This window comes from Rossellomorea sp. NPDC077527 (genome assembly GCF_044542955.1).
Taxonomy (GTDB): domain Bacteria; phylum Bacillota; class Bacilli; order Bacillales; family Bacillaceae_B; genus Rossellomorea; species Rossellomorea aquimaris_E.
The window spans coordinates 26932-40412 of record NZ_JBITVL010000012.1; the positions used below are offsets into that span (position 1 = coordinate 26932).

Below are 13481 nucleotides of genomic sequence, written 5' to 3' on the forward strand. Positions count from 1 at the left end.
TCCCATCAGATCTAAGAAAAAGCATATATGTACTGGTCATTTTACCATATTGGTCCATATATTTTCTAAAATGGCTGTGTGTGACGGCAAAAAAAAGAAGAGCGGCGTAATGCCACTCCTTTACGTTATGACTCCATTTGTCTTGCTAAAAAGCCAGCTGCCGTTTCTACTGCCTTTTGTTCCACTTCGCCTACTGTGCGATCCTTTGAGAAAATCGCAACGGCACCAATCGGATCTCCATTTGCAACGATCGGAGCGATCGTATAGGAAGCAAGATCCTCACCGTGTCCTTCGACAAGCTCAGCTTGTCCCTGTTGAGTGTGTAATAGAGACGCGCGGTCATCCATTACTTTCTCAATCAACTCACTGATGTTCTTGTTTAAATACTCTTTCTTTGAAGCGCCTGAGATGGCAATGACAGCATCCCGATCACAAATTAAAACGGCACTTCCCAAACTGTCGTATAATGCTTCGCCGTATTCCTTAGCAAAGTCACCAAGTTCACTGATTGGGGAATATTTCTTTAAGATGACTTCTCCGTCACGATCAACGAAGATTTCCAGGGGATCTCCCTCGCGAATCCTTAATGTCCTGCGAATTTCTTTTGGAATGACGACACGACCTAAATCATCAATACGACGAACAATACCAGTTGCTTTCATCTATAGTTGCCTCACTTTCATCAGATGATTTTATTTGGCAATGCACCCATCTGTAGATGAATACTTTACCATTGTTGAGTTTAGTATCTTACAACTTAGAAGTTCTATACACATTCAGTTATTTTTTCTGTAATTTCACTAAAATTCTAATGCAGGTATCTTTTTCCAATGTTGGCAGCTGCATAAATACTAATACCCTTATCATAGTAAAGTAAAACAATCTACGCGTTTACATTTTGGTTACATTATTATAACGAAGGGAAGAAATGCCACATTGATGATAAGCGAATGCTGGTTGATTTCCGCTGCAGGTGCTCGCTTTCCGCGGGGCTTGAGGTGAGCCTCCTCGGGCTAAAGCCCTGTGAGGCCTCAACTTTCCCCCGTTTCCCGCAGGATTCAAGCACCTTCCGCTCCAATCAACTGTCAAGGCACGTAGCTATTCTAATTCTATCTTGGGTCCTAAACATTTTATGTTTGATTATTTGGCGTTTTCTTCTACTTTAACCGCTTCATCCAGATGCTTGATGATGTCATAGGCCATATTGAACCATTTAGACGCTTCAAGGCGTGCTGTGTTTATCGATATTTTAAGTTTAGAGCCTTCCATTCCGAGTCCGACGGCACGGCCATGCTTGTTGCAAAGATTAAAGACTTTGGATCCGTCGATCTGTGCCGTTCCTTCCGGTGACATAAAGATATTCACCATTTTCTTATCCTGTTTAATGGATTCAAGATTGGTATTCCTTGCGTAGATCTTCATTTCAGAGATCAGGAACAGATACCCAACCTCTTCCGGGTATTCGCCGAATCGATCCAGGATTTCCTCTTCCAGCTCTTCAATTTCTGGAAGGGAAGAGAGGGAACGGAATCGCTTATACATCTCGATCTTTTGATGACCGTCTTTAATATAGTCATCCGGAATATAGGCATCAATCTCAATATCCACTTCAAAGCTTGATTCAGGCTGCTTCTGCAGGTCGCCTTTTCTTTCCTCGATGGCTTCTTTCAGCATTTGGGAGTACAAATCGAATCCGACAGAATCGATAAAACCATGTTGCTGTGCACCGAGAAGATTTCCCGCTCCACGGATCGTTAAATCACGCATGGCGATCTTGAACCCTGACCCGAGCTCCGTGAATTCTTTGATGGCCTGCAATCGTTTTTCCGCGACTTCAGTGAGGACCTTATCTTTACGATAAGTGAAATAGGCATAGGCAACCCTGTTGGATCTCCCAACACGCCCTCTTAATTGATAAAGCTGCGACAATCCCATGCGATCGCCATCAAAGACGATTAACGTATTGACGTTCGGAATGTCGACACCCGTTTCGATAATCGTCGTGGTGACCAATACATCATATTCTCCTGCAAGGAAGCTCAAGATGACCGCTTCCAGCTCGTTTTCGCTCATTTGTCCGTGTGCATAGGCGATACGGGCATCCGGGACAAGCATTGAAATTTCATCGGCCTTTCGTTCAATATCCTCAACACGATTATAGAGGAAGTAAACCTGGCCATTCCGTGCCATCTCTCTTTCAATCGCTTCTTTGATCAGGGCCCCGTTGTACTCCATTACATAAGTCTGAACCGGGAACCTGTTCTCCGGAGGTGTTTCGATCACCGATAGATCCCTTACCCCGAGCATCGACATGTGGAGGGTCCGTGGGATCGGCGTAGCCGTCAGGGTGAGTACATCAATATTGGTTTTCAGCTGTTTGATCTTCTCTTTATGTGTGACACCAAACCTCTGTTCTTCATCAATGATCAATAGACCCAAGTCCCGGTATTGAATATCTTTAGACAGGAGACGATGAGTCCCTACCACAATATCCACCGTTCCATTCTGAAGTCCTTTCGTCGTCTCCTGTTGTTGTTTTCTCGTCCGGAAACGGCTTAATAGCCCAATCTCCACCGGAAAGTCCTGAAAACGCTCTTTGATGGTTTCGTAATGCTGCTGAGCAAGGATGGTGGTAGGAACAAGGATGGCTACCTGTTTTCCATCAGCAATCGCCTTAAATGCGGCACGGATAGCCACTTCGGTCTTTCCATATCCTACATCTCCGCATAATAACCGATCCATCGGGCGTTCTCTTTCCATATCGTGTTTGATCTCACTGACAGAACGGAGCTGATCATCTGTCTCTTCGTAAGGGAAAGCCATCTCAAAGTCCCTTTGCATATCCCCATCGGGAGAAAAGGCATACCCTCTTGCCGCTTCCCGCTCAGCATACAGCTTGATCAGGTCATCCGCTATGTCCTGAACAGAAGATTGTACCTTCGACTTGACCTTCTTCCATTCACTTCCGCCTAGTTTGTAGAGCTTCGGATCCTTGTTCTCCGATGCCACATATTTTTGGACAAGTTCGATTTGATCGACGGGGACATAGAGCTTGTCGTTCCCCTGGTATTTCACATGAAGATAGTCTTTATGGACTCCATTGATTTCCAACGTTTCAATCCCTAGGAATTTACCGATACCGTGATTCACGTGAACCACATGGTCCCCAACCTTCAGCTCGGAATAACTTTTGATTCTTTCTGCGTTCGAAAGCTTTTGCCTTCTTGGTTTCTTTTGGGTCTTTTTATTGAATAATTCCTCTTCTGTAATAACAGCCAGCTTCTGAAGCGGCAGCTCAAACCCACTTGTCATGCTACCATTGATCATTTGAACTTTGCCCGGCAGCAGCTTATCTCCATCTTCTACAAAGGCGATCTCAATCTTATAGTCATCCAACACTCTTTGCAGCTTCTTGACTCGCTCTTCATCAGGACCTAATAACACCACGGTATACTTTCCTTTTTTCCAGCGGTCCAGTTCTGCCTTTAATACGTTCATCTGTCCGTGGAAGTTCTGCATGGGCTTTGTCGAAACATTAAAGATGTTCTGTGGGCTCGTATTGGGAATATGACGCAAAAACAATGAGAAATACACCTTCGGCAGCTTCGTCCTGTTAACCAGCTCGGAAAAAGTATGGGATACGGGTACTTCATGAATGATCTGTCCTTCTTGCAGCAAGGAAGTATACCATTCCGCTTCCTCTTTCTCCAGGGAATCACTCATTTCCTGGACGCGACTGAACTCATCAAAGAACAGGACACCATCATCGTGTAAATAATCTAGCAAACTACTAGGATTCTCATATGCCAGTGATAAGTACTTGAAGATCTGCTCAGGGACCTGCCCGTTCTCAAGCTGACCCACTTCATGCCCTATGTACTCTGTCATCTTCTCCTTGACGGCTGCCGATTTCACCTTCTTTAAGCTTTTGGACAATCCGGCATTGATTTCATGAATGAGCCTTTCCATATTCTCATATTTCAACAAGACCTCTGTAGCAGGTCCTATCTCCATTTCATTCAGTTTATCGATTGAACGTTGATCTTCAGCTGAAAATACACGGATTGAATCAATTTCGGTATCAAATAATTCAATTCGGACAGGGTTTTGAGACGTTAAAGGAAAGATATCGACAATTCCCCCACGAAGGCTGAATTCGCCTGGTGTGCTGACCATTCCTGTACGTTGATACCCCATCTGCACCAATTGATTCAATACTTCGTCCAAGTCGATATCTTCACCCATCTTAAAGCGGATCTGGTTTGTTGCCCACATAGATGGTGGAGGAAGGATTTTACGCAATCCAGCGACCGGAACAATGTAGACACCCTGCTGGTGTTTTGAAAGTTTATTCAATACCTCGATACGTTGTGCCCTCAGTTCAGGACTTGCCACGCTTAACTCAGCAGCAATCAACTCGTTAGCAGAATATAAATATACTTCATCCTCGGATAAAAACTGAATGAGATCGTCATAGACTTTCTGAGCTTGAAACAAATTATGTGTGACCACAATAGTGGATTTATTCGTTTGTAAGTACACATCCGCTATATACGCCGTTCTGGATGATCCCGATAATCCTGCAACTAGTTGTTCAGATAATCTCTCCCCGACTCCAGCGATGACGGACTGAATTTCTTCACTTTGGTGAACCTGTTTTAAAATACCTTTCAAGTGTACGCTCCTCCCCTTGGATCCCTATATAGATAAGTGAAAACAGAAAAATGCTTTGGTTCGTAACCAAAGCGTCTTACTGAATGATATGATCTAATTCGTGGTAGCCTGGATTCCTCTCCAGACTCTCCTGACAATCTTCACAGATCGTTCTTACTTGAATGTCCCCGTTTTCCTGATACTGAACCATATGTAACCGCTCTTCATCCGTCAGCATGTGAATGCCGAGCTGCATGGAATGCACGGATACGTTTGAAAGGGTCCCTACATTTGTGCCACAATGTCGACACGTATAATGGATCGCCATATCTTTCCCTCCATACACATTTATATTGTTAGTATGAACCTGATAGAAGGGAGTTATTCAACCTTGGCGGCGAATGGACCTTGGAAATTCAGTATATGATCGGGTCAGTTGAATTTATTCATCACTTCAAGGAATGGCTTATCCAGCCACGTCTCACACGCTTCCACGCTTGATGAAATGGCTTTATCCAATTCCGGCTGCTCTTCCTTCGTAAATTTCCCCAGGACGTAATCGGGTACACTCATTCCATTGGTTGGACGGTCGATTCCCACTCTCAGCCGATTAAAATGCTGGGAACCTAAATGAGCAATGGTCGATTTAATGCCGTTATGCCCACCGGCACTTCCTTTTTGCCTTAATCGTAATTTCCCTACCGGCAAGTCCAGGTCATCATAAATGACAAGTAAATCCTCATCATCCATTTCAAAATAATCCATTAAGGGCACAATGCTTTCCCCGGATAAATTCATATACGTTAGTGGCTTCAAAAGAATGACTTTCTCACCTTTGTAATGATATGTTCCATATACACCCTTAAACTTTGACTGATTCAACGAAACACCCAGTCGATCAGCTAAAGCATCTATAATCACAAATCCAATATTATGTCTCGTTTTCTCATATTGTGATCCCGGATTTCCGAGTCCAACGATTAACTTCATGTCTAACACCTCTTCTGACCTTATACTCCTAGAATAACGTAAAAAGCGCAACCTGCAAAAGGTTACGCCAAAAAAATGAGTGATTTTTTATTCTTCCTGTGCTTCACTTTCATCACTGGCTTCTGATTCTCTTCCTTCTTCGTTATCAGGAGTACCAGCTTCCTGCTCTTCCCCACTGTCGATTTCTTCTTCCTGTCTTGGAGCAAGGATTGAAGCAATCGTACGGTCATCCTCTTCATTCAGGGTGACACTATACTTGTCACGGATATCGCTGATCGTCACCGTCTCTCCCACTTGGAGCTCGGACACATCCACTTCGATGGATTCAGGAATATCATTCGGTTTGGCTGTTACAGATACCTCATGCAACGGCTGCTGCATGACGCCACCGTCTTTGACTCCTGCCGCTTCCCCTACAAGCTCGATACGAACATCCGCATCGATTTCCTGTGACATATTCACAGCAAGGAAATCAACATGTGTAACGGCATCCTTTAAATGATCCTGCTGGTAATCACTTAAAATGACGTTTTGCTTCTTGCCATCTACATTTAAGGAAATAATTCCGTTTCTTCCTACTTCGCGTATCGTTTTAATGAATGTAATCGAATCTACCATGATGGGAGTATTGTCTGCCTTGTAGCCGTAGACAACTCCAGGGATATTCCCCTCATGTCTAAGCTTCGTTAATGAAGATCGTTTAAAATCTTCCCTTTTATTTGCTTTCAGTTCTGTTGCCATGTCTAATCCAACACCTTCCCTAATCTTTTATGTTAGTTAAAGTTCTATATATAGTAATTACCCCAATCCCATTTGAAATAAACATAGAAAACCCAATTATTAGCGGATGGCGGGGTGGGAAAGTGTTACAGATGGCGGCCGGCTGGATGCGTTCACCGCCCCTTACACAAAAAGAAGAGCCTGTCCCATGTGAAGGAGAGGCTCTTCTTTCTATGCACAAACTACATATATTAATTCTTAATCAAAAAGCGTGCTGACAGACTGCTGCTCGTAGATACGGATAATGGCTTCACTGATCAAAGGAGCCACTGACAGAGACTTTACTTTACCGATCATTTTCTCTTCCCCTAGAGGGATGGAGTTTGTTACAACCAACTCTTTAATATTTGAGTTTTCAATGCGCTCGATGGCAGGACCAGATAGTACCGGGTGCGTACAGCAAGCAAATACTTCTTTCGCCCCGTTTTCGACTAACGCATTGGCTGCAAGTGTGATGGTTCCTGCAGTATCAATGATATCATCGATCAAGATTGCGATTTTCCCATCGATATTACCAACGATGTTCATAACCTCTGCCACATTTGGTTTCGGACGACGTTTATCAATGATCGCGATAGGAGCCTTCAGGCGTTCTGCAAGCTTACGTGCTCTTGTCACCCCTCCATGGTCTGGAGATACGATAACAAGATCTTCCGTATTGAATCCTCTTTCCTCGAAATAATCCGCTAGGATCGGCACACCCATAAGGTGATCGATCAGGATATCGAAGAATCCCTGGATTTGTGGAGCATGCAGGTCCAACGTGATGACACGTGTAGCACCGGCTGTTTCAAGCAGGTTCGCCACAAGTTTAGCCGTGATCGGTTCACGTGCTCTTGCTTTACGGTCTTGACGTGCATAACCGTAGTAAGGCATCACGATATTGATCGTCTTAGCTGAAGCACGCTTAAGCGCATCCACCATGATGAGAAGTTCCATCAGGTTTTCATTTACAGGCGCACAAGTAGACTGAATGACAAACACGTCACAGCCACGGATACTTTCTTCAATGTTAATCTGAATTTCACCGTCACTAAAACGTTTAACAGACGACTTCCCTAATTCCACCCCTACTTCATCAGCAATTTCCTTTGCAAGATGGTAGTTTGAATTCAAGGAAAAGATTTTCAACTTGGAATTAATATAAGAGTTTGGCATTGTGGACCTCCAATTATTTCTTATGATTTAAATTTTGAACATAATTTTCTTTATTTACTTGGCGAGCCCTTGCAATAGAAAGAGACTCACCGGGAACATCCTCGGTTATCGTAGATCCTGCAGCGATATATGCCCCTTTGCCTACGTTAACAGGTGCAACCAGATTGGAATTACAGCCGACGAATACACCGTCTCCGATCTTCGTCAAATGCTTGTTCTTTCCATCGTAGTTCACAGTGATCGACCCACACCCGATATTCACATCGCGTCCAACCTCAGCATCACCAATATAGCTTAAATGGGAAGCCTTACTCGCTTTACCGAATGTCGCTTTCTTGATTTCAACAAAGTTGCCGATCTTCACTTCATCTTCAATCGTAGAAGCCGGGCGGATATGAGCAAACGGTCCAATTTGAACATCGGAACCAATCGAGCTGTCATGAGCGACAGACTGCTTCACTACCGTACGGTCTCCGATTTGACAATCCTTCACTTCTGAATTCGGGCCGATCATGGCGTCTTCTCCGATTGACGTGTTGCCTTTAAGAACAGTGCCAGGCAGGATCACTGTATCTCTTCCGATCGTCACTTCCGCATCGATATACGTGTTGTTCGGATCTTTAATCGTTACGCCGTTACGCATATGGTATTCATTAATGCGCTTTTTCATTGTAATCTCCGCTTGAGATAATGCCACCCGATCGTTGACACCAAGCGTCTCATCAAAGTCACTTGTCTGATACGCACTAACGATTTCACCTTCAGATTGAAGGATCTCAACCACATCAGGTAAGTAATATTCACCTTGTACATTGTCATTCGAAACCTTCTTCAGGGCATCGAATAACGCTTTATTATCAAAACAATAGGTTCCAGTATTGATTTCCTTGACGCTTCGTTCTTCTTCACTTGCGTCCTTATGTTCCACAATGCGCTCCACTAATCCCTCTTGATTACGGATGATTCGTCCGTATCCATCCGGGGATTCCGTATGACCTGTCAAAATGGTCGCCTTGGCACCCTGTTCCTCATGGTGCTTCACCAATGCTTCCATCGTTTCCCCTTTAATGAGCGGTGTATCACCACATACCACTAAAGTCGTACCTTCAAGGTCACCCAGAACATCTTCAGACTGCATCACAGCATGGGCTGTCCCTAATTGCTCAGCCTGTAGAGCAAAATCACTCTTGCCTTCTAAATGCGACTTCACAAGCTCGGCGCCATGACCGATGATCGTGACAGTCTTTTCTATATGTAGTGTTGAAATTTGGTCGACCACATGTTCCACCATCGGCTTGCCACAAACAGGATGAAGAACTTTATAAAGTTTTGACTTCATTCTCGTACCTTGACCAGCAGCTAATATAACGGCATATCGATTTGTCATTTTTGGTCCTCCAATAACCTTTTTATCCATAACGAATATATCCTAAAAACTTTATCATTTCAAGGATTCAAATAAAAGTACATATATTTGTCATTAGAAAAGCGGAAGGGGCTTGCTCTGGGGCGACAAGCATAAGACGAACATGCCGGAAAGGCGTTTTTTGCCTTTTTGGCATGTTTGACTTATGACCTCGAGCCCCAAGCCCCTGGAGCTGGACACATCGAAAAGCGGAGGCGGCTTGGTCAGAGGCGACAAGCATAAGATGAATGGGCCATGAAGGCGCTCTTTGCCTTCTTGGTCCATTTAGCTTATGACCTCGAGCCTCTAGCCGCCGGAGCTGGACATCTCGAAAAGCGGAAGGGGCTTGTTCAGACAAAAAGCGCGTGTTCACAATTCGGCACGAGTTTGGCCGAAAGTGGCACGAGTTCTATCTAAACTGGCACAAGTATTCCCAGAAACCCCATCTACAACATGAAAGATCGCCCAAAACACTCTTACATCCTTCGTAAAATGTACTTTTAACGGTATAACTGATCGAAATAAACAGGTTTGTCTTCATATTTCCCTTCGAATTAAAATCATGTCATTTCTTATTCCGCATTTTCTATCCCAACTCTCCCGTCCTCCAAACCCCTGTCGAATTTTCTTTACCCCAAAAACACAAAAAATCTATATTTAAAGGTTTCAACTCTATAATAACTCGGGTATACAAAAAAACGTAAGAACCACTATGGCTCTAAAAGACAAAAAAAAGAGCCTTACACAAAGTAGGCTCTTGATGCTATAGATCTTAAATTAAGAAGCCCCAGCTTCTTCTAACTCAACTTCTTCCAGCTCTCCTAAACGATGATACTCAGCTAAAACGGCATCTTGAATCTTGCCGCGAGTACCCGAATTAATTGGATGAGCAATATCACGGAATTCCCCATCAGGAGTACGCTTACTTGGCATTGCTACAAATAAGCCATTGTTCCCATCAATAACGCGAATGTCATGAACAACAAATTCATTATCCAGCGTAATAGATGCGATAGCTCTCATGCGACCGTCGGTGTTTACTCGGCGTAATCTTACGTCTGTTACTTCCATTCTGTTCACCACCTTTTTCCCTAGATGAAATCTACTCTATGTATTCAACGAATTATTTAGATATTCCTTCTTAAACTGTAAAATTTTTTGAAAAATTTTATTTTTCTCACCTTTTCCTCTATATCATTTGAACTATACTTCCTTTTTGGTATAAAAAAACACCCGTGAACATTACTTCACGAGTGCGATGACTTCTATTTCAACCTTTGCATCTTTAGGTAAGCGGGCTACTTCTACACAAGACCTAGCAGGTTTGTGACTGCTGAAATATTCACCATATACTTCATTGATCGTCCCGAAATCATTCATGTCTTTGATGAAGACAGTTGCTTTAACGACTGTTTCGAGTGAAGCCCCAGCTTCCGATAATACGGCTTGCAGGTTACGAAACACTTGATGTGTCTGTTCCGCTACATCTCCTTCGATCATTGTTCCCTCTGCCGTTAATGGAATCTGCCCTGAACTGTAGAACAGATTATTTACGACAATGCCTTGTGAATATGGACCGATTGCTGCTGGTGCTTCCTTAGTAGAAACTACACGCATGCTAGACGCCTCCCCTTATGGTAAAAATGTCAGATTAGACTGGAAATAATTCCCTTTCGCTAATGAGATCTGCTTATCCTTTTCATTGACATCAGATAATTTTAATAGTGATACATAATCATCCACCAGTCGACCGTCCAAGCTATTGGATTCGACCAATACCCCGATGCCGGACAACGTAGCAGAGAACTCCTCCAGCAGGTTCTTCATACCGTTGATGGTTCCCCCTGCCTTCATGAAATCATCGACTACCAATACTTTCGATCCTTCCTTCAAGCTTCTTTTCGAAAGAACCATGGACTGGATCCTTTTTGATGATCCCGATACATAATTAATGCTTACAGTCGATCCTTCGGTTACACGGCTGTCCCGTCTGACAATGACCACCGGAACATTCAAATAGGATGCAATCGCATTGGCGATCGGAATTCCTTTTGTCGCTACTGTCATGATGACATCAATATCTTTCTCTGCAAAAGCGGATGCCAGCAATTTACCGACGCTCTTCATAAGCTGAGGGTTCCCTAGGAGATCCGTCATATAAAGGTATCCACCTGGTAAAAGGCGATCGGAGCTTTCCAGATGTACACAAAGCTCATCGATCATAGCTTTCGCTTCCTGTTTGTTTACCTTCGGAACATACTTTACTCCACCTGCAGCCCCTGGAACTGTCTGAACCGTCCCGACACCACGTCCTTCAAATGTTTCTTTCACAATTGTTAAATCTTCACTGATGGAAGACTTGGCAGAACCGTACCGTTCAGAGAAAAAAGTCAAAGGAACAAGCTGATGGGGCCGTTCTAATAAATAGTGGGTCATATCAATCAATCGTTCGCTGCGCTTAAACTTCACCAAACAAACCTCCTAAATCCGAATATTGTAATGTAAATATATCATTAATATACGGATTTCGGCAAGAGGTCTTAATCTCCAAGCATACGCACTGCGAAAACCTGATCACAAAACCCTCTTAAACCATTGTAAATTCGATGGAGCCTTGATTCATATTGCACTAATCCATATACTGTCGGGCCGCTCCCGCTCATCAGAACAGCATCGGCACCAAAACGCTCCATTTGATCTTTAATCTGGGAGACTTCAGGATGCATATCCAATGTAACCGATTCGAGTACATTGCCCAGATTGGAGCAAATATCATGATAATTTCCATGTTCCAGGGCAGAAACCATTGCCCCTGTATTCGGATGTGAAATGTTTTTAAGATCTAAATTTTTATAAACATCCGCTGTTGAAACTCCTATTGTTGGTTTCGCTAAGATAACCCAACAGTTTGGCGGAGCCGGAAGATGTTTGATCTTCTCTCCCCTGCCTGACGCTAATGCAGTCCCTCCGTACACACAGAACGATACATCGGAGCCAATTTCCGCACCAAGCTCTGCAAGCTCGTCCATGCTAAGGCCTAAATCCCATAAGCGATTCAGTCCTTTAAGAGTCGCTGCAGCATCACTGCTTCCCCCGGCTAACCCTGCAGCAACAGGGATCACTTTATCGATGGAAATGGCTACACCCTTCTTAATATTCATTCTCTCTTTAAGCAGCTGTGCAGCCTGATAGGCAAGATTCCTTCCATCGTCCGGTACAAATCGATTGTGCGAAAGAATTTTGATCGTATCGTCTGAAAGATTCGTAAGTTCAATTCTATCCGCTAAATCAATTGTCGTCATAACCATTTCAACTTCATGGTAACCATCTGAACGTTTATGTAAAACATCAAGTGAAAGGTTAATTTTTGCCGGTGCCTTTACTAATAACCTCATATCATCACCTTCTTACCAATACTCTTTGTTATATTGTATCATACACTTATTATAGAGAGTGTTAACTTCTAAACATACTCATACAAGTATGTTATTTTATCACGTAAAGTACTGATAGGAAAGAAGGTCTGATCCCTTACTAAAGAAAGGCCGCCAAAAAGCATTACACTTTTAAGGCGACCCTTTTGTATGGTACTGAAAAAAGATGTAATCCAAATGTGTAAAAAGAGTTAATGTGGTTGACTTCCTGAAAGTTGGCGGCTTGCCCGTTCAACTGCACGCTTCACCATATTCCCAGCGTCCCGGGACGTGATACCGCCCCAACCATCCTTCTGAACAACATCATAGAATCCTAATTCCTGAGCGATTTCTGCTTTTAATTGATCAGACATGATTCCTCTTCTTCTACTCATTGTCTACCTCCTTCAAATATGCACCACATGCTTAGTATGCGTACTGAAGGGCAAAAAATCACGAAAGTTATTATGTAAAACATGTATGTTTAAACAAATAAAAAAGCAGCAAACAATTGTCTACTGCTGGCTAAAGATGATATTTCCTGTTGCTTCATCATAAAATGTTAATTGAACTGTCTCAGTGAGAACATCTGCATAGCTGTAAGAAACTCGTTCGAACGCATTCTCTTCTTGATCCAGTTGAACCACGAATACAGAAGGATACGTTTCGGCTAGAACACCTGAACGCTCAATTGTTTTTCGACGTCCACCGTTTGCTTTAAGCATTAAACGTTTCCCCAGATTAGAATCAAGGGATCTTTTAATGTCGGCTAATGTTTTTGGCATTTCGCTTCCACCTCACTGTAATTAAATATAACACATTATGTAATTTTAGTCAAATAAATTTATAATTTTAACAAGAATCATGAACACCTGTCAATATATTTTATTCAACAAAAAATACGTTTTTTCTACACCCCTAACATTCCCCAAACAATGAGAAAATATGTAAAAATAAAAGCGGGGGCGGATTGGTCAGAGGCGACAAGCATAAGGCGAACCTGCCGGAAAGGCGCTTTTTGCCTTTTTGGCAGGTTTGACTTATGACCTCGAGCCTCTAGCCGCCGGAGCTGGATATCAATA

The 13481-nt window shown here is 43.1% G+C and carries 13 protein-coding genes; all 13 read right to left on the reverse strand.

The features are described 5' to 3' along the window. Window positions 1–125 precede the first annotated feature (125 nt). Window positions 126–662, reverse strand: coding sequence for a stage V sporulation protein T (spoVT, locus tag ACIGG7_RS22770; protein WP_224945558.1), 537 nt, complete (start codon window positions 660–662; stop codon window positions 126–128). A 478-nt stretch (window positions 663–1140) separates the two neighbouring features. After that, window positions 1141–4674 carry a transcription-repair coupling factor gene (gene mfd, locus ACIGG7_RS22775; protein ID WP_397551108.1) on the reverse strand — a complete coding sequence of 1178 codons (3534 nt, stop codon included), beginning with the start codon at window positions 4672–4674 and terminating at the stop codon, window positions 1141–1143. A 76-nt stretch (window positions 4675–4750) separates the two neighbouring features. Next, window positions 4751–4981, reverse strand: a complete 231-nt coding sequence (gene fin / locus ACIGG7_RS22780; protein ID WP_224945563.1) for an anti-sigma-F factor Fin — start codon at window positions 4979–4981, stop codon at window positions 4751–4753. Between the two features lie 104 nt (window positions 4982–5085). Then, window positions 5086–5643, reverse strand: a complete 558-nt coding sequence (gene pth / locus ACIGG7_RS22785) for an aminoacyl-tRNA hydrolase (RefSeq protein WP_224945564.1) — start codon at window positions 5641–5643, stop codon at window positions 5086–5088. 87 nt (window positions 5644–5730) lie between these two features. Continuing rightward, entirely contained in the window at window positions 5731–6384 is a 654-nt protein-coding gene (locus tag ACIGG7_RS22790; protein ID WP_397551109.1) for a 50S ribosomal protein L25/general stress protein Ctc, read from the reverse strand. A gap of 237 nt (window positions 6385–6621) precedes the next feature. Next, a complete protein-coding gene (locus ACIGG7_RS22795) occupies window positions 6622–7581 on the reverse strand; it encodes a ribose-phosphate diphosphokinase (protein ID WP_224945567.1) in 960 nt (319 codons plus the stop codon). Between the two features lie 13 nt (window positions 7582–7594). Then, window positions 7595–8968 carry a bifunctional UDP-N-acetylglucosamine diphosphorylase/glucosamine-1-phosphate N-acetyltransferase GlmU gene (glmU, locus tag ACIGG7_RS22800; protein WP_397551110.1) on the reverse strand — a complete coding sequence of 458 codons (1374 nt, stop codon included), beginning with the start codon at window positions 8966–8968 and terminating at the stop codon, window positions 7595–7597. A gap of 795 nt (window positions 8969–9763) precedes the next feature. Beyond that, window positions 9764–10057 carry a septation regulator SpoVG gene (gene spoVG, locus ACIGG7_RS22805; RefSeq protein ID WP_032085215.1) on the reverse strand — a complete coding sequence of 98 codons (294 nt, stop codon included), beginning with the start codon at window positions 10055–10057 and terminating at the stop codon, window positions 9764–9766. A gap of 171 nt (window positions 10058–10228) precedes the next feature. Continuing rightward, a complete protein-coding gene (locus ACIGG7_RS22810) occupies window positions 10229–10603 on the reverse strand; it encodes a RidA family protein (RefSeq protein WP_224945571.1) in 375 nt (124 codons plus the stop codon). Window positions 10604–10618: 15 nt separating this feature from the next. Continuing rightward, entirely contained in the window at window positions 10619–11455 is an 837-nt protein-coding gene (gene purR, locus ACIGG7_RS22815; RefSeq protein ID WP_397551111.1) for a pur operon repressor, read from the reverse strand. Window positions 11456–11526: 71 nt separating this feature from the next. Then, window positions 11527–12381 carry a 4-(cytidine 5'-diphospho)-2-C-methyl-D-erythritol kinase gene (ispE, locus tag ACIGG7_RS22820; RefSeq protein WP_397551112.1) on the reverse strand — a complete coding sequence of 285 codons (855 nt, stop codon included), beginning with the start codon at window positions 12379–12381 and terminating at the stop codon, window positions 11527–11529. 230 nt (window positions 12382–12611) lie between these two features. Next, on the reverse strand, window positions 12612–12794 hold the full coding sequence (locus tag ACIGG7_RS22825; RefSeq protein ID WP_224945576.1) for a small, acid-soluble spore protein, alpha/beta type: 183 nt from the start codon (window positions 12792–12794) through the stop codon (window positions 12612–12614). A 120-nt stretch (window positions 12795–12914) separates the two neighbouring features. After that, on the reverse strand, window positions 12915–13184 hold the full coding sequence (gene veg, locus ACIGG7_RS22830) for a biofilm formation stimulator Veg (protein ID WP_032085220.1): 270 nt from the start codon (window positions 13182–13184) through the stop codon (window positions 12915–12917). Window positions 13185–13481: the final 297 nt, after the last annotated feature.